This window comes from Flavobacterium sp. TMP13, from assembly GCF_050847115.1.
GTDB lineage: Bacteria > Bacteroidota > Bacteroidia > Flavobacteriales > Flavobacteriaceae > Flavobacterium.
This window is the reverse complement of record NZ_CP193656.1, coordinates 3,613,335-3,630,766: the sequence shown is the minus strand read 5'-3', so window position 1 is coordinate 3,630,766 and position 17,432 is coordinate 3,613,335. Positions and strand designations below refer to the sequence as shown.

Sequence of the window (17,432 nt, the reverse complement as noted above, 5' to 3'; positions counted from 1 at the left end):
TTCTGGATATCCTGTTCTAAATTGTAACAATATTGCTACATTATAAAAAAATATTTATTTTTGTCAAAAAAAACAATGTACGATCACACTCTAATTTTATCTACATCGAAGATTGACATGCCCGAAGGTGTTAATGCCGACTTTATACTAAAAATAATTAATCAAACGGAAATTACTACTGAGTATTTTGGAGTAGAGCTTGATAACCCAACGGATTATGAAAATGAAGAAATGAAAGCAGCTGAATCTGCCAAATCATTTTTTGAGTTCTATTTCAGTACAGTTCAAGAAATGGAATATCATTTATTAACTAAAGAAGAAGCTAGACATTTATTAGACACTCTTTTTAATACTGGTGCTAAAAGTGAAATAATGGCGGGTACTAAAGACGTTACAATTTATATTTAAAATATTACTCGACATCGTTATCTTCACCTTTTTCATTAAATTCAATGTAGGTAACTTTTACGTCTTCATAGTATTTGTAAATTAACGGCTGGATAAGAGGATAAAGCTCTGCAACCTTCTGATCGTATATGTAATTAATTTCGTCCCCTTTCATAATTATCCCTTGTTCATAGATTGCTTCGTTAATTGTTTCTCTCACATAATCTGTTAGAATATTTTGACAGCGAATGACATGATCATCCATCGCATCTTGTGGTTCCATAAATTCATGCGGATAAGTATACTGTGTCAACTCCATTCGACAATGCAGATCGACTAAAAAATAAGCAATAAAATCATCATTGGTAACACCGTTAAAATGGTCCATAAGTATTTTTTTAAGTTGTTGGAAATGCAATCAGTGGAGCTTCGTAAGGAAAAGCAAACTGTGAAATTTGTGGACTTCCACTAAGCCATTTATTTACGTCTTCTTTTTTGAGCATTACGGGGATTCTTTTTTTAATATTATGAACGTGCCTCATTGTTTCATTTGTTTCGGTGGTAATCATGGTAAAAGTAAGTTTCTCCTCCGCTGTTTCTTTATTTAACCAATTGCTATACAATCCTGCAAAACTAAATATTTCTTCCCCCTGAGAGCTTATTCTAAATTTCTGTTTGGTTTTATCTTCGTAGTGTCTCCATTCGTAATACGAAGTGGCCACAATCAAACATCTATGGTCTAGAATATTTTTAAAGGTAGCTTTCTCGTTCAGCGTTTCGATATGCGCATTTAAAGTATTCTTTGTGAATTCCTCGTCTTTTGCCCAAATTGGAATCAATTCGCAGGAGAATTTGTCTTTTACCATCAGTCTGTACTTCTGTCGTCATATTTCTTACCGTAGGTGCTGTGGCTAGTTTTCATCTCATCATAGTGCCTTCACACCAAGGATAAGGATTTTAGAACTAATTCTGTTTTGAAATTGGTTCATTAGGCTGAAAGACCCCTTTAAATAGTTGTCGTTTAAATAATAGTTGTTTTAATAAAGGAGTTATTCTCTTTTCTACATAATAATTGATAAGTGAAGCGATAATTAGCATCACACTTAAATTTAAAAATAATAATACATATTTATTTAAATATTCACCTAAAGTATTAAACAATATATATCCAAAATTTTGATGAATCAGATATAAAGGATAAGTTAATACTCCGAACATTTGAAATTTTTCATAACGAAATAAATTTGTTTCTTTCAAGGCAATTAAAGAAAAGATGGCGAAGAAAATCGTATTCATAGCAACTATTACAACCGGATTAAACTCAATACTAAACCATGATGCCATCATGGATCCAAAGAGTATAGACTGCTTGATTATGAACACCAGCGACAAAAGCATTAATATTCCTCTGTAAATATTTAATCCATCTCTTCTTATCAGATAAAATACACAACCAGTGGCAAAATAACCTCCCCAGTGCGGAAAGATATTTGAAAAAACATCACTTTCTAATGCATAAGGAAGGTATAGCACTACTACTGATATAATTAGAGCCAAAGCAATTATATGTTCCAAGTATTTCAGCTTACTAAATAACATTAATATGCCAATCGTTAGATAAAACTTTAGTTCTATAAAAAGTGTCCAATAGGCAGAATCAATTGGTGCAATACCTATAGAGTTATTGAGCATCGTGGTGTTGGCAAGAAATTGAAGCCAGGTTACCGAAAATTTTTCTCCTCCCCAAAATATGATCATTATATATGTGATAATCATAGCAGTCCAATAAGCAGGAAACAAACGTAAAAACCTAGAAGTAGCAAATTTCTTTAAACTACCATCTTGTATACTCATTAAAATCACAAATCCGCTAATGATGAAAAAGAAGTTAATACCCATATAGAAGTAACGGCTTACCTCTCTTAATTTATCAAAACTTATTGCAGGAGTAAAACCTTCCATTTTTCCTGTATAGGTATAATGAAAAAAAACAACCATTAATGCTGCTATAAATCTAAAAAGGTCTATCTCATAAAATCTTTGATGTGTCATTTCAATTGTTTTAGTTAATTTTTCTATTCTGCAAAATTATGGTTCAGTTCTATTATTCTTTGATTTCTTTCATTTTTTCTTTTTTTAGAAGATATAAATAGTGGAATTGAAACTCCAATTTTAATTGCTCCAATTGAAGTAAGAATCCCTCCAATAACATCTTGATATGCTCCAGATTCGTCCATATCATTATTCGGATTACTTTTAATATCTGTTAAAGCTAAAATTTCACCAGTTGCAGTCAATAAACCTACGTTAGTAAAAACATATCCAATAGTTTTTTTTTCTCTTTAGGTTAAGGGTCAGAATTTCTGCAAAATTATTATAGTCAATATTTTCGTTTCTTAGTCGATTATGATCAATTCTAAAACTTTCAATTTTTCGGATTTGTTTGGGTTTTAATTCCTGCCCGTGTAGAACAATAGAAATAAAAGAAAATAATAAAATAATACATATTCTTGTTTTCTTAAATCTTTAAATAATGGTTTCGAGTTTCAAATGGAGTTCTCCAAACTTACTTAGATTTTAATTTTTATGTATTTCTTTAAAAAAACAACTTTTAAAGAAATATATTTTACGGTTAAATTTTGGCTTTTCTTCTTTTTATGCATTTCAATTTGCTGACGCCTAACGTCAGTCTGTGAAAAAACTTCTGTTTGGTTCTTTCAAAAATAGTCAAATTATTTTATTAAAAACAAGAAAAGTTGTATGTTTAATAATGCAACATATCACAGGAATACTGCGCAATCAAATGTGTTTTTCAAGTTTTGAAGACACTATTTCATCAGAAAATCCTATTCGATTTATAGATGCTTTTTCATCAGCTTTATCTTTAGAGACGTTGGGTTTTTCGGTTCAAAGGATTAAAGGCGAAGGTCGTCCGAGTTTTGATAAAAGAATCTTTCTTAAATTGTATCTGTACAGTTATCTCAATGGATTTCGCAGTTATAGAAATCTGGAAAAAGAATGTGTTAGGAATATAGAATTGCATTGGCTTTTGTGTGCCATAGTTCCTAATTACCATAGTATCTCTGATTTTAGGAAAGACAATTCATCAGTGTAAAAAAACTATTTAAACTATTTGCCACTTTTTTAAAAGATGCTGATTTGATTGCAGGAAAAACTATTGCTATTGATGGTACTAAAAGCCGAGCACACAATAGCAAGAAAGCCAATTTCAATCAAAAAAAAATTGACAAACACTTGGCTTATATCGAAGAAAGAACCCAAGAATACTTAGATGAAATAACTAAAAACGACCAACACGAAAACTCCATTGAAATTACTAAAATCCAAAAAAAGCAGCGCGTTTAAAAAAGAATAAAGTACGTTACGAACTTCTGGAAGAAAATCTCCAAGCTAGTGCGAACCAATAATAAGTACTACTGATGAAGATTCTCGAGCACTTTTAGTTCAAGGGGTAGTTGTCGAGGTGAGCTATAATATTCAAGCTGCTGTTGATGCTAAACATAATTTGATTGTTGCCACTCATACAGTAAACCACAATGATCTTAATGCCTTAGGGACTATTGCTATTGAAGCAAAAGAAAATTTGGGCGTAGATAATTTTACTATATTAGTGGATAAAGGCTACCATAGTGGCAGGGAAATTAACCAATTCATAAATCATAACATCACCACCATTGTAGCAGATCCTACGCCAGGAACAAGTAAAGAAAGCGTCACACAACCAGATTATTTCTGTTTTTGAGAGATAAGCTCAAACTGACCATTAATCTAGAAAAGAGCGGGATTAGAAAACCCATTCAATTTACGATACTGGGATTTTCGTTTGCATCGACTTATCAAAAAGGAGTAAAAGGCAGGTATCAACTAACGGTAGGGGACAAAGGTTGGTCAAAACTCAAGCAGAGTTTAAAAGAAGTGACACGCAAAACCGCACCGAGAAGTTTCGAGGAACGCATCGGTAAAATCAACGACCCGAGCCGATAGGCGAACAGGCGAAGCAAATCCAACGAGGATGGTTAAACTATTTTCGAGGGACGAGTATTCAAGGAAAGTTACGAGATATGGATGGTTGGCTGCGCAATAGACTGCGATATTGCATTTGGACGGACTGGAAGAAACCCGAACGTAAAAGGAAAAACCTGATGCGATTGGGTATTGACAAAGACCACGCCTATGCTTGGAGCAGAACAAGAAAAGGAGGCTGGCGTATTGCTCAAAGTCCGATTCTAACCACTACAATTACCCTACAACGGCTCAAGAAGAAAGACTATCAATCGATGCTGGACATTTACATGGAACTCAACCCATCACTTTGCGAACCGCCGTATACGAGACCCGTACGCTCGGTGGTGTGAGAGGCGCACTCCGTTAGTTTCTAGCGGAGCCGTCTACTCGATTACCAGATTTGGCATTATGTGCCGTTATATTCTAGTATTTTGGGATATCGTTCCGCTTGATTTTCTTTTCTGTCAAAAATATAGTTATTCCAAGTGACAAGATTAATAAGCCGATAAGCCAATTTTTGGCATTAAAATCTAATAATTCTGCGATATAGGAAACCAATAAAAGAAACAACATTGAAATCAGCATTAAATTTGCCGAATATTTATTTGCAAGATTCCAATTTTCAATATTTTTCATTGAGCTAGCAGTTCGATATCCATATAAATTATTAATCTTTTTTGGTGGATAAGTTTTATAAAACACTGCAAAAATAGATAGAAACAAAAATAAAAGAGTCATAGTTTTATTTTAAATTAGATTTATAAAGTATGTTTTCTGCCGTCTAGCGAGCCATTTCTGGTAACGTTTTGCAGCTTGCAGAAGTGGCGGATTAAAGAAGCCTAAACTTTCTTTTAAACACTGTCTTTGCAAGTGCAAAACCAGCTTTAAATTAAGCCCAAAACCCGCCATTTTTGCAAACTGCTGTGTGTGCCTTGCATGCACTTCTATTCCTACAAACGTAAGGAATTTATCTAGAGGGTGCAAGTCCCTTATCGGCAAGTTGTTGAGATTATATTGAGCCGATTAGCCAGTGGCAAGCTGGTTTGGAGGGATCCATGCAGTGAAGGAAGCCCAACGGCAAAAGTCTGTACCGAGGAACACAAAGCGCATAAGAGGCTAACTAAATTGGGTAAGTATGCACAGCAATACAAAGCCTAGAGACAACAGGTTTAGTTAGTAGATGCGTCGGGGATAGACGGAAAGAAGAAGTGCTTACCGAGGGAGGTCTCTTAGATTACGAGTTAATCCTATAGAGAAGTCAGCAGAAGTCATAGTACTTGAGGTAACGAGTTGCGAATAGATACCGCATAGGGCTCACAAACAAGGAAGGACTGAACGCAAGTGGTTCTTAATTTCTATCGGAATAACGCAAGTTATAGCCCTAGAAAAGCGGAACAGGTTAAAAGAGAATCTGAACTAAATTCAGATTAAAACAAACAAGAATGATTGCACAAGTAACACATCCTTACAATCTCCAAAAGGCGCTACACCAAGTAGTAGTCAACAAAGGCAGTGCTGGCGTTGATGGCTTAAAAACCACTGAACTGGCTGATTATTTCCGTGAGCATAAATCTGCATTATTGGAAACTGTTAAGAATGACTGTTATTTGCCACAACCTATTCTTGGAGTAGAGATTCCAAAAGGAGGCGGTAAAACCCGACTTTTAGGAATTCCAACAGTAGTTGACAGACTGCTTCAGCAAGCCGTATCGCAAGCGATGATGCCGCGATTCGAAAAGGATTTTAGTGTAAACAGCTTCGGATTTCGACCCAATAAAAACGCCCGCCAAGCGGTAGGTAAAGCCTTGGGAAACATTCACGAAGGCTACAATTATATTGTAGATATTGACCTAAAGACCTTCTTTGACCAGGTAGACCATTGCTTGTTGATGAACCTAATTTACCAAAAGGTAAAATGCCCCACGACTTTGCGATTAATCCGCAAATGGTTACGAGTACCAATACTCATCAAAGGAAAACTAGTCAAACGCAGAAAAGGAGTTCCGCAAGGGAGTCCGATAAGTCCGCTTTTATCCAACATTTTGCTCCATGAATTGGACAAAGAACTGACGAGAAAGGGCTTGAAGTTTGTCCGTTATGCCGATGATTTCAGTATTTACACCAAATCGAAAATCCAAGCCAAAACGGTCGGCAATGCTATCTTTCTGTTTTTGAGAGATAAGCTCAAACTGACCATTAATCTAGAAAAGAGCGGGATTAGAAAACCCATTCAATTTACGATACTGGGATTTTCGTTTGCATCAACTTATCAAAAAGGAGTAAAAGGCAGGTATCAACTAACGGTAGGGGACAAAGCTTGGTCAAAACTCAAGCAAAATCTAAAAGAAGTGACACGCAAAACCGCACCGAAAAGTTTCGAGGAACGCATCGGTAAAATCAACGAAATCCAACGAGGATGGTTAAACTATTTTCGAGGGACGAGTATTCAAGGAAAGTTACGAGATATGGATGGTTGGCTGCGCAATAGACTGCGATATTGCATTTGGACGGACTGGAAGAAACCCGAACGTAAAAGGAAAAACCTGATGCGATTAGGTATTGACAAAGACCACGCCTATGCTTGGAGCAGAACAAGAAAAGGAGGCTGGCGTATTGCTCAAAGTCCGATTCTAACCACTACAATTACCCTACAACGGCTCAAGAAGAAAGGCTATCAATCGATGCTGGACATTTACATGGAACTCAACCCATCACTTTGCGAACCGCCGTATACGAGACCCGTACGTACGGTGGTGTGAGAGGCGCACTCCGTTAGTTTCTAGCGGAGCCGTCTACTCGATTAGTGGCTGTATTTTTATTCAATGTTGTGCCATTCGTGTCCACAACCATTTCTACATTCGGTATTTCTTCTTTCGGTGTCTGTTTGCTTTAATATCCATAATAAAGCAATTATAGTTTTCTGTCTTTCATTTTCAATAATGTTTTCAAGTTTATTAAACGCAATTTTGGTTTCGAACGATTTTAAAATCACAATTGGTGTAAATGTTGATTTCAATGGAATTGTTTTAATTGCGTTCTGATAAGTTTCAGTATTATAATTTGTTTTTTCTGGAATTGAGTTAAAAATATAATCTTGCAAATAATTGAATATTGTTTCAAAATTAAAATCTTTGTCATTCAATAAAGTTATACAACCTTTGTCGAATTCAATTTTATTTTGCGCTATTTCATTAATTATACGTTCTATCTTATTCATTATTTTATTACAAAAAAATCATCAATTTCATTTCCTTCGTTTGTAAAAATCACGGCATTATGACCAATTTCAATTTTGTTTTTTAAGATTGAAGTTTGAAAAGAATGTTGATTAAGTTCAGTTTGTTTATAGTTTACATCTTTTATGTTAATCGATATTTCTTTGTCTTCAATAATTAAGTCTTCAATTTTGTTAGAGTTAACTAAATTACTAAATGAATTCAATATTTTTTCTTGAATTTTGTACTTATTTATGAATTCGTTTATTTCTATTTTTTCAGGTTTTGCGGTAATATAGCCACTAACGTCTTGGCGCTTGGCGAGGTTGGGGACTTTATAGCAGAGTATTTTCTGCCGAAACGAAGATATGATAAAAAACGCTAATTCCACTAAAACCCCAATCTCGCCAAACGGCTGTTACTAGCTGGCGCTTTATCCACAATATAAATTATGCTTCATCATCTTCTTTCTGATAACCTTCATAATAGTATGATTGTTCAATTCCTTTAAAAATCACTTCTCTGTTATTTATTTCTTCGCTTAAGTTATTATTTAATAAAGTTCTCAATTCCAAATCGTTAATTGGACTTCTTTCCATAGCTTGTAAATAAAGAGATTTATCCACATATTGCCAATTCACTAATTTTTTAAGTCTACTTTTCAGAATCATATCTAACCAAATTCGCATTGTTCTCCCATTACCTTCCATAAAAGGATGTGCAATATTCATTTCTACATATTTGGCAACGATTTCTTCAAAACTATTTTCCGGCATTTGCTCAATTTTGACTAAAATTTCATTTAAATATAAAGAATTTGCAAATCTAAATCCACCTTTTGAAATATTCTTATTGCGCACCTTACCAGCAAAATCATATAATCCTTTAAATAAATAACTATGTATTTGATTCAAGCCCTTAGTTGTACCTATCTCAATTTTGTCAATATCATCTGACTCAAATAAGCGATAAGCATGTTCTAAACTCTTTTTGTCAATTTTTCTCATAATAATTCAGATTTATTCAACTATTAATTACTTTGTCAAAAATACTTTAAATGTTTGTGAATTACTTTAAAACTCTTTAAATTTTAGAGGGTTTTGTGTTTTTATGCAGCTTTATATTCCGGTGCGGTGCGCTTGCTAGTAACTTGTATATACACGCTACATTATAGAGCCAATATACCCAAATCAGGTAGGATAGGCGCTATTCGACAGCGTTTTTTGTGATTCTCAAATATATAGTATTTTTTTTATAAATTATCAACTAGTCTTAAAACAATAAAAGACACCTCACAGCATCTTTCATTTTTTCCTGCTCTTCCAGCTATCATTATGTTGATAATTTTTTCTAAAGTCACTGACCTTTATACCTATAAAAACGCCAATTACATAAATCACAACTATCCCTATTATTTCATACCAGTTCATCCCTACTATAAATTTGATTAAGTGTCAAACTAATAGCTCTATTGAGATAGTTACAAATAGTATAGTGTGTGATTCCCGAATTGAATACTATAGTTCAAGTGTTTTTCATAAAAAAAAAGATGCCTAGCATCTTTTTTTGTCTCTAATTCCTTTCTTTTATCGAAATCTAATTTCCATTTTCAAATAAATCTTTAATTTCAACTTTTAAAGCTTTCGCAATTATAAGAAGAGTTTTAACTGTTGGGTTTGTTTCCCCTCTTTCAATTCTACTAACCTGATTTTCTGACATACCAATTTCAACGGCTAATTTGGACTGAGAAAAGTCAGTTGTCTGTTCTCTAATTTTCCTAATCATCGCTCCAAGAGCTATCATTACCTTATTTAGTTCCTTTTCTTCCACACGATAAATTTGCAGCATAAAAAAATATTAACCCTACACATATATGTGTGGTTAATTATTTTTAACTATATTTGTTTTTGAATTTATATATTTGCGATTCTTCAAATACAATATTGAAGCATTCGCTTAGAATTTCGTCTTAGAAAACTGGTAATTTTAAAAGGAACGAAATGATAAGTAAGATGCTCACGTCCCATGGCGTGGGCTCACTTATTGTTCCCGGGTATACCAGTACCTCTAAGGCAGTAAGCTGAGTTCCATGCCATTTTTTATGGCTATACCTCAGCTGGTTTTAAGCCAATCTTCCTCATTTTCAAAGCCTCGCATTCATTTTTTATCTATTCTAACCAGTAAAGCCCGTGAGCCTATGATTTAATAATTATTACTATCTAAGTCCTATGTCTGTATTTTATCTTTGTCCCAAATTGACTTATCCGATTGACAACAATATAATGCTTAAAAAAATACCTGCACCGAAACACCTTTTGAATCAAATGGACATAATTGAATTTGAGTTGGTTATCACGAGGTGCAGATTGTTTTTTAGTCTATAACAAACAAAAAAATTAACCTTTTAAACAATTGAGCAATAAATGAAATACTACAAACAAATGCAAATTGCATTAATAGTGGCTTTAATAGCAATAGTATGCCTGTGGTTATATGGTTGCAACTGTTTTTAAAGATTTAAAAATAGCTAAAGCTTATTTAGTACAAACACTAACTCTAAAAAAACGCCTATGAAAAAATAAACCCTTTAAACCGTAGCGCCTTCGTGGCACACACATAAAAAAAGGCCCTCTCACTGTCTGGACAACTGAAAAGAGGACCAATGCTAACAAAACTAACGTTTCATTTAACTATACCAAAATTATGAAAAAAATTTCATTAATCAGAGTTAGGGCGGTATTGTGGTATATGCCTATTTGCATAATACTGAATACTAACCTTGTTCTTGCAAAAAAAACCGTAATCCCTTCGACTATTTTTAAACCTTACAATAGCTTGCGAAAGGAGAATCTGAAACAAGTTCAGATTAAACAAATTACCGGAACTGTTACTGACAATCGAGGGTCAATGCCGGGAGTAACCGTTTCTATTAAAGGAACGAAAACGGCTGTTATTACCGATTTTGATGGGAAGTATGAGATAACTGCTTCCGCTACAGATACACTGGTTTTTTCCTTTATGGGCTACAAGACTATAGAAATGCCCGTAAATACTAGCACTATAATTAATGTACGATTTCAGGAAGATGCCACAAACCTGCAAGAAGTAAAAGTCAATGCTGGTTATTATTCCGTTAAAGAAAGCGAACGCACGGGTAGTATAGCCAGAATCACTGCTAATGATATTGAAACGCAGCCTGTAACGAATGTACTCGCAGCGATGCAGGGTAGGATGGCGGGGGTTGATATAACTCAACAGACAGGAGCTCCAGGTGGTGGCTTTGACATTAGAATTCGCGGAATCAACAGTTTACGCAGTACTGGTAATGCACCATTGTATATTATTGATGGGGTTCCTTTTAGCTCGGATGCGATAGGGGATAGGCAAACTTCGACTTCATTGCCGAGTGCTACCAGTCCGCTTAATACGATTACGCCTAGTGCTATTGCCAGTGTCGAAGTGTTGAAAGATGCTGATGCGACAGCTATTTATGGTTCGCGTGGTGCTAATGGAGTAGTACTTATTACCACTAAAAAAGGGAAAGCGGGGAAGACTCAATTTGCGGTCAGTAGCACTACCGCTGTAGGGCAAATTACCAGAACGACCGATTTAATGGGCACTCCTGAATATTTGATGATGCGGGAACAGGCCTTTGCCAACGATGGAATCACTACTTATCCTTTTAATGCTTACGATGTAAACGGTACATGGGACCGTAATCAAAATACTGATTGGCAAAAGGAATTAACCGGTGGTACTGCTGAAATAAAGACGATGCAATTATCCGTTTCGGGAGGTTCGGCACAGACACACTTTTTGCTTAGTGGAAATACCTATAGTCAGGGTACGGTATACCCTGGGGACTTTGATTATAAAAAAGGTGGAGTACATCTAAGTTTAGATCATGAGAGTATTGATAAAAAATTTAAAGTGACATTCTCCGGCAGTTATGATATTCAAGATAATGACCAGCCCGCAAGAGATTTAACACGCATATCTCGAAATTTAGCTCCTAATGCTCCCGCTCTTTATAATGCTGATGGTACCCTGAACTGGGAAAATAGCAGTTGGGAAAATCCGTTAGCGGCACTTTATGCAAAGGCATTGTCAAAAACGAATAGTCTGGTAACTAATGGATTGTTTTCCTATCAATTAGACTATGGATTTACCGCTAAGACCAGTTTTGGTTTTACGGATTTGCAGCATCATGAAACCCGGAGTAATCCTTCGACCATTTATGATCCCATTTATCAGGCCGCTGCTTCTTATTCTTCCATCTATCTTACGACCACTGCTCGGCAATCATGGGTAATTGAGCCGCAGTTGCAATGGCAAAAACAGCTCGGTAAAGGAAAGTTTGATGTGCTCGTGGGAGGTACTTTTCAGAACGAAACTACCAATCGATTGGTCCAATTTGGATCCGGTTTCACCAGTAACAGTTTGCTATATAACTTGGCTTCAGCGAGTTTGAGTAGAACTAATTTTGACGATGAAATTCTTTATATGTATCAGGCTTTGTTTGGCAGAGTGAATTTTTCATGGCAGGATAAATACTTTGTGAATCTGACCGGTCGTCGTGATGGTTCAAGCCGATTTGGACCAGGTAAGCAATTTGCTAATTTTGGCGCTGTAGGTATGGCTTGGTTATTCTCTGAGGAAAAAGTAATTAGAGAGGATTTTTCTCTTCTGAGCTTCGGAAAAGTACGCGGCAGTTTTGGTGTTACCGGAAATGACCAGATAGGTGATTATCAATATTTGGATACTTATCAATCATCAACGAGTGTTTATGATGGTACTGTGGGATTGAGACCTATACGACTGTTTAATCCTAACTTTAGTTGGGAAAGTAACCAAAAAATAGAAGCAGCGATCGAACTTGGTTTTCTAAACGACAGAATTTTCACGACTGCGGGTTGGTACCACAACCGTTCCTCCAATCAACTTATAGGTATGCCGCTGCCTTCGACTACTGGTTTTACCACCATACAATCTAATCTTGATGCTACGGTTCAGAATACAGGATTAGAATTGACATTGCGCACGCTGAATATCCAGAAGGATTCTTTTGGATGGACCACTGATATTAATATCACTTTTCCAAAAAACAAGCTGATTGCTTTTCCCGGTCTTGCAACCAGCAGTTACCGTAATCAATATGTGATAGGGGAATCCATCAATATTCAGAAATTATATCATTTTAGCGGTGTGAACCCACAAACGGGTATCTATGAGTTTGAAGATGTGAATGGCGATGGTGCTTTATCTTTTGCAGATGATGCCCAGACAATCAGGGATTTCAGCCCGGAATACTATGGCGGAGTACAAAATCAGTTGCGTTATAAACGGTTTCAATTGGACTTTCTTTTCCAGTTTGTAAAGCAATTGAATTGGAATGCTGCTTCGCAGTATTCGGCTCCAGGTGCTTTTGGCAACCAACCCCTTACGGCAAATGGGGGTTGGCAACAGCCAGGAGACAATGCTACTATGCAAATTTACACTACTGGTTTGAATAGTGCCGCAGTGACTGCCTACGGACGTTATGCCTATAGTAATGCCGCAGTGAGTGATGCGTCGTATATCCGCCTTAGGAACGTTGCTGTTTCTTATAGTGTACCCACTTATTTGAAAGGATTGCAATGTAAACTATCCTTGCAGGCCCAAAATTTGTTGACAATTACCTCGTATGATGACGGTGATCCTGAGTTCAGAAGTTTTAATTATTTGCCTCCACTACGAGTTATCAGTTTAGGAGCCGAAATTAAATTTTAAAAAAGCTATTATGAAAAATAAACAAAATATAATTAGATTTATTGGATCTGCCATACTATGTTGCTTAGTACAAAGTGTCGTTATTTCCTGCGATTCTTTTGTGGATGTGGAACAGCCGAACTCTCAACTGACCAGTGAAGCCGTTTTTGCAGATTATACTACTGCGACCGCTGCTATGAAGGATATCTATGGTAAAATGAGAGATGGTGGTCTATTAACGGGCAAGTCTGTTGGGCTTTCTCATTTGTTAGGTCAATACACTGATGAATTGGTGTGTTATCAAACCGGAATTACTACTGCAGAACCTTTTTACAACAATGGGCTGACGGCCACCACTTCTTTTGTACAGGAATTGTGGACAAGTGCCTATAGCCAAATTTATGCCACCAATGCCGTGATTGAAGGTGTTAGCCATTCTACTACTCTTAGTACGGTCGAAAAGCAGCAGCTTATGGGCGAAGCATTGTTTGTTCGAGCGTTATTACATTCCTATTTAGATGGTGTTTACGGAGGTTGTCCTTATATAAAAACTACTGATTATCAGAAAAATAGTAGCGTGAAGAGATTGCCTCAGGCAGAAGTCTACGCTCTTTGTATTGCTGATTTGGAGGCTGCTGCTGCTTTATTGCCGAAGTCCTACATAAGCATAGGACGCGTTAGACCAAACCAATTTGCCGCTAAGGCTTTATTAGCAAGACTGTATTTATATAACAGGCAGTGGGCTGAAGCTAGTAATACAGCTTCGGCTGTCTTAAATGAAACAGGTCTCTATGTCTGGGAAGGAAATTTAGACAAGGTGTTTCTGAAAGGATGCAGCAGCACTATTTGGCAATTTGCTTCCAGTAGTGGTACAACTAATACACAGGAGGGAGCTTTGTTTGTATTTAATGCCGGACCGCCATCAAGCGTTTCGCTCAGTACTGAACTGTATAATTCCTTTGAAGTAGGTGATCAGCGTAAAAACCGTTGGATTAGAATTATTAACAAAGGTACTGCTGCCTGGTATCATGCCTACAAGTACAAGCAAGGTATCGGAACAGGTACTTCGACCGAATATTCAGTGATGCTGCGACTTGCTGAGCAATATTTAATCAGAGCGGAAGCACGAGCGCAGCAGGGAGATTTAATTGGAGCAAAAGAAGACTTGAACTTTGTTCGCAGTACAGCAGGACTTGGTAATACTGTGGCGGTGACTAGTTCAGAAATAATTGAAGCCGTACTTAAGGAGCGAAGATTTGAATTGTTTACAGAAACTGGGCACCGCTTTTTTGATTTGCAACGTAACGGAAAATTGGATACAAAATTGTCAGTGGTTAAAGGAGGATGGAATAGTACGGATGTTTTTTGGCCAGTACCCCAATCGGAATTATTGATTAACCCTAATCTTGCGCCACAGAATGAAGGCTACTAATATAAAAAATCTATTTGTTTTATTAGTTATTTTATTTTCCTGCTCGGTATTGGGGCAGGTTGTACTCAAAAAACACCTTACCGAGGCTGATTACCAGTTATGGAGTACGATCGAAATGAAAGAGGTCTCTGCCAAGGGGGGCTGGGTGAGTTATCATTTAGCCTATGAAAGTAAGAATGATACACTTTTTGTACGGAATAAAACGGCAACCAAAACCTATAGCTTTCCGAAAGGTTATGAGGGTAGGTTTGCTAATGACAGTTGGTTTAAGTGTATGCTTCCTGATAAAGTATTTACGATAGTAAATCTAAAAAATGGTAGTACCAGAGTAATAAAGAACGTAAAGCAAAGTGCTTTTTCAAGTGACGGATTAACTCTAATAACCTTATCTGATTTGAACCAACTTTCTATTGGCCCAATTAATGGTAGTGTTGTTAATAAAATAGAAGATGTAGCGGAGTTTTCCCTAAATCCGTCTGGTACTGCTTTGGTTTATACAATAGATAAAGAGATATCCTCCTTAAATTATTGCCTTTTTGATGGCGGTAAAGTTCAAGTTCAATCACTAGCTTCTGATGCTGAAGCCAGTTTTAATAATATAATTTGGCAAGGAGAAGGAAATGCTTTTGCTTTTGTGAAAAGCTATAAAGATAGTCTAGATGTTCGTAATACCAAGAACTTGTACTTGTACCGCTTTAAAGACAGTAAGTTGTATGGCTTTGATGCTAATACAGTTTCGGATTTTGCTAAAGGCAGTAGCATATTACCCCCTTTATGGACTCGCTTTATTATATCAGAAGATGGCAAACGGGTGTTCTTTTTTATTAGCGAAACTGCCAAATCAAATGCGGAAAAACCGATAGTACAGGTATGGAATGGAAATGATTCTTGGACTTATAGTCAGGTTCAAAAGGAGGGTCGTTTGGATATTGCACCAAAATGTGCGGTTTGGTTTCCGGATAGCGGTCAATTTAGACTGCTTACTACCACTTCACAGCCAAAAATTATGCTAAGTGGCGACCAGCAGTATGCGATTACTTATAATCCTACTGTGCAAAAGCCGCAGTTTGATTTTCATAATAAAATCGACTGGTATGTTACTAATTTGAACACTGGTAAACAAACGCTTTTTTTACAGGATAAAAGTTGTATTATGGGAGATGTCACCTCATCTTACGGTGGTAAATTTATTACTTATCGTAGCGATTCCCATTGGTGGGTTTATGAACTAGCTACGGGGAGACATATAAATGTTAGTGCAGGTATTTTTCAAAAGATTTATGACGTGTCAAATGATCGAGCAGGGCACCATGCTTATGGAATTGCGGGATGGACAGCTGATGATTCATGCATACTTATTTATGATGAATATGATTTATGGTCAGTTAATTTAAAGAACTTGAAAACAGAACGATTGACTAAAGGAAGAGAGCAGCAAATTGTATTTCGGCTCGCTAAAGCTTTGGGGCAGAACGATCGACTTATGAATTTTGATGGATTCATTTTTCCTAAAATTAATTTAGAAGCTGGTATTTATCTAAAAGCTGATGGCAAAATTACTAGACAATCAGGTTATTATCGATGGAAAGGTGTTGAGGATCCTTTAGTTTTTGCTGACAAAAGTATTACCGAGTTTGGATTTAGCAAAGACTGTGAAACCCTTTATTACAAAGTAGAAGATTATAATACCGCACCAGCGATAATGACAATTAGCAAAAGATCGGCAACTCCTACAATGGTTTTCAACAGTAATCCGCAACAAGTAGCTTATCATTGGGGTAATTCAAAGCTTATTAGCTATACTAATTCAAAAAATAAGCAGCTACAAGGAGCTTTGTACTATCCAGCTGATTACGATTCGAGTAAAAAATACCCCATGGTCGTTTATATTTATGAAAAGTTGAGTCAACATTTACATAACTATGTCAATCCGAGTTTATATAATGGAGGAGGAGCCAATATCAGTAATTTAACTGCCCAAGGATACTTTGTCCTGTACCCCGATATATCCTATGAAATGGGTCATGTAGGTAGTAGTGCCACAGATTGTGTTGTATCTGCGACTAAGGCTGTGATTCAGATGGGCTTAGTACACGCTGATAAAATTGCTTTGACGGGTCATTCATTTGGAGGTTATGAGGTCAGTTATATTGCTACCCAAACACCTATTTTTGCAACGATCATTGTTGGAGCCGGTGTGACTGATTTGATTAGTAGTTATTTTTCGATTGGCTGGAATAATGGCAGGCCTGAAATCTGGCGATATGAGTATGATATGTGGCGTATGGGTAAATCGTTCTATGAAGATATGGATGGTTATTTGCGAAACTCACCGATTATGCATGCACAAAAGATTAGCGCGCCAATTTTAATATGGACCGGTGAGTTGGACCTGCAAGTTCACTACCATCAAAGCATAGCATTTTACAATGCTTTACGACGATTAGGTAAGAAGGAGATCATGCTTATCTATCCCGAAAACAGGCATGTTTTAACTCAGGGTAGGGGTCAAATCGATTTTACGCATAAATATGAACAATGGCTTGCCACTTTTTTAAAGGATGCACAGCCATCGGAATGGATAAAGAAGGGTATTGAATAAGTTATTTTTAAAAATTAAAGGC

At 36.3% G+C, this 17,432-nt stretch carries 19 protein-coding genes; 10 read left to right on the top strand and 9 right to left on the bottom strand.

All coding sequences use genetic code 11. The features are described from left to right. Nucleotides 1-60 precede the first annotated feature (60 nt). On the top strand, nucleotides 61-408 hold the full coding sequence (locus tag ACRASX_RS15660) for a hypothetical protein (RefSeq protein WP_432221909.1): 348 nt from the start codon (nucleotides 61-63) through the stop codon (nucleotides 406-408). 4 nt (nucleotides 409-412) lie between these two features. On the opposite strand, the gene ACRASX_RS15655 is transcribed toward ACRASX_RS15660, so the two are convergent. The 4 genes from ACRASX_RS15655 to ACRASX_RS15640 all read right to left on the bottom strand — a co-directional run bounded on the left by ACRASX_RS15655 (nucleotide 413) and on the right by ACRASX_RS15640 (nucleotide 2,684). Beyond that, nucleotides 413-775, bottom strand: coding sequence for a hypothetical protein (locus ACRASX_RS15655; protein ID WP_157492525.1), 363 nt, complete (start codon nucleotides 773-775; stop codon nucleotides 413-415). Between the two features lie 10 nt (nucleotides 776-785). Continuing rightward, the gene (locus tag ACRASX_RS15650; protein ID WP_432221908.1) at nucleotides 786-1,253 is read right to left on the bottom strand and encodes an SOS response-associated peptidase; all 468 of its coding nucleotides are present in this window, start codon (nucleotides 1,251-1,253) and stop codon (nucleotides 786-788) included. Nucleotides 1,254-1,350: 97 nt separating this feature from the next. After that, nucleotides 1,351-2,439 carry an acyltransferase family protein gene (locus ACRASX_RS15645; RefSeq protein ID WP_432221907.1) on the bottom strand — a complete coding sequence of 363 codons (1,089 nt, stop codon included), beginning with the start codon at nucleotides 2,437-2,439 and terminating at the stop codon, nucleotides 1,351-1,353. A 23-nt stretch (nucleotides 2,440-2,462) separates the two neighbouring features. After that, nucleotides 2,463-2,684, bottom strand: a complete 222-nt coding sequence (locus ACRASX_RS15640; RefSeq protein ID WP_432221906.1) for a hypothetical protein — start codon at nucleotides 2,682-2,684, stop codon at nucleotides 2,463-2,465. Between the two features lie 473 nt (nucleotides 2,685-3,157). Between ACRASX_RS15640 and ACRASX_RS15635 the strand changes: the two genes are divergently transcribed. The 5 genes from ACRASX_RS15635 to ACRASX_RS15615 all read left to right on the top strand — a co-directional run bounded on the left by ACRASX_RS15635 (nucleotide 3,158) and on the right by ACRASX_RS15615 (nucleotide 4,763). Continuing rightward, nucleotides 3,158-3,502 carry a transposase gene (locus tag ACRASX_RS15635; protein WP_432221905.1) on the top strand — a complete coding sequence of 115 codons (345 nt, stop codon included), beginning with the start codon at nucleotides 3,158-3,160 and terminating at the stop codon, nucleotides 3,500-3,502. 44 nt (nucleotides 3,503-3,546) lie between these two features. Further along, nucleotides 3,547-3,753 (top strand): hypothetical protein, encoded by a 207-nt coding sequence (locus ACRASX_RS15630; RefSeq protein ID WP_432221904.1) that lies wholly within the window; start codon nucleotides 3,547-3,549, stop codon nucleotides 3,751-3,753. A 118-nt stretch (nucleotides 3,754-3,871) separates the two neighbouring features. Next, a complete protein-coding gene (locus tag ACRASX_RS15625; protein ID WP_432221903.1) occupies nucleotides 3,872-4,150 on the top strand; it encodes a transposase in 279 nt (92 codons plus the stop codon). Beyond that, the gene (locus ACRASX_RS15620) at nucleotides 4,147-4,392 is read left to right on the top strand and encodes a hypothetical protein (protein ID WP_432221902.1); all 246 of its coding nucleotides are present in this window, start codon (nucleotides 4,147-4,149) and stop codon (nucleotides 4,390-4,392) included. The genes ACRASX_RS15625 and ACRASX_RS15620 overlap by 4 nt, the downstream gene beginning before the upstream one ends. Next, the gene (locus tag ACRASX_RS15615; protein WP_432223099.1) at nucleotides 4,389-4,763 is read left to right on the top strand and encodes a group II intron maturase-specific domain-containing protein; all 375 of its coding nucleotides are present in this window, start codon (nucleotides 4,389-4,391) and stop codon (nucleotides 4,761-4,763) included. The genes ACRASX_RS15620 and ACRASX_RS15615 overlap by 4 nt, the downstream gene beginning before the upstream one ends. A 73-nt stretch (nucleotides 4,764-4,836) precedes the next feature. On the opposite strand, the gene ACRASX_RS15610 is transcribed toward ACRASX_RS15615, so the two are convergent. Continuing rightward, a complete protein-coding gene (locus ACRASX_RS15610) occupies nucleotides 4,837-5,151 on the bottom strand; it encodes an SdpI family protein (RefSeq protein ID WP_432221901.1) in 315 nt (104 codons plus the stop codon). Between the two features lie 704 nt (nucleotides 5,152-5,855). Here ACRASX_RS15610 and ltrA point away from each other — a divergent pair. Then, entirely contained in the window at nucleotides 5,856-7,172 is a 1,317-nt protein-coding gene (gene ltrA, locus ACRASX_RS15605; protein ID WP_432221900.1) for a group II intron reverse transcriptase/maturase, read from the top strand. A gap of 56 nt (nucleotides 7,173-7,228) precedes the next feature. Here the strand turns inward: ltrA and ACRASX_RS15600 are convergent, their stop codons facing one another. From ACRASX_RS15600 to ACRASX_RS15585, 4 genes are all read right to left on the bottom strand, one after another. Continuing rightward, entirely contained in the window at nucleotides 7,229-7,630 is a 402-nt protein-coding gene (locus tag ACRASX_RS15600) for a DUF5958 family protein (protein WP_432221899.1), read from the bottom strand. Then, nucleotides 7,630-7,854 carry a hypothetical protein gene (locus ACRASX_RS15595; RefSeq protein WP_432221898.1) on the bottom strand — a complete coding sequence of 75 codons (225 nt, stop codon included), beginning with the start codon at nucleotides 7,852-7,854 and terminating at the stop codon, nucleotides 7,630-7,632. Before ACRASX_RS15595 ends, ACRASX_RS15600 begins: the two co-directional genes overlap by 1 nt. A gap of 223 nt (nucleotides 7,855-8,077) precedes the next feature. Further along, complete coding sequence (fic, locus tag ACRASX_RS15590; protein ID WP_432221897.1) at nucleotides 8,078-8,635, bottom strand: protein adenylyltransferase Fic; 558 nt, start codon at nucleotides 8,633-8,635, stop codon at nucleotides 8,078-8,080. Between the two features lie 589 nt (nucleotides 8,636-9,224). Next, nucleotides 9,225-9,458: a helix-turn-helix domain-containing protein gene (locus ACRASX_RS15585; RefSeq protein ID WP_197413374.1), complete on the bottom strand. Its 234-nt coding sequence runs from the start codon at nucleotides 9,456-9,458 to the stop codon at nucleotides 9,225-9,227. A 1,005-nt stretch (nucleotides 9,459-10,463) separates the two neighbouring features. On the opposite strand from ACRASX_RS15585, the gene ACRASX_RS15580 reads away from it, so the two are divergent. The 3 genes from ACRASX_RS15580 (at nucleotide 10,464) to ACRASX_RS15570 (ending at nucleotide 17,410) form a co-directional block, all read left to right on the top strand. After that, nucleotides 10,464-13,397 carry a SusC/RagA family TonB-linked outer membrane protein gene (locus tag ACRASX_RS15580; RefSeq protein WP_432221896.1) on the top strand — a complete coding sequence of 978 codons (2,934 nt, stop codon included), beginning with the start codon at nucleotides 10,464-10,466 and terminating at the stop codon, nucleotides 13,395-13,397. A 106-nt stretch (nucleotides 13,398-13,503) separates the two neighbouring features. Further along, complete coding sequence (locus tag ACRASX_RS15575) at nucleotides 13,504-14,808, top strand: RagB/SusD family nutrient uptake outer membrane protein (protein WP_432221895.1); 1,305 nt, start codon at nucleotides 13,504-13,506, stop codon at nucleotides 14,806-14,808. Next, complete coding sequence (locus ACRASX_RS15570) at nucleotides 14,795-17,410, top strand: alpha/beta hydrolase family protein (RefSeq protein ID WP_432221894.1); 2,616 nt, start codon at nucleotides 14,795-14,797, stop codon at nucleotides 17,408-17,410. Before ACRASX_RS15575 ends, ACRASX_RS15570 begins: the two co-directional genes overlap by 14 nt. Nucleotides 17,411-17,432: the final 22 nt, after the last annotated feature.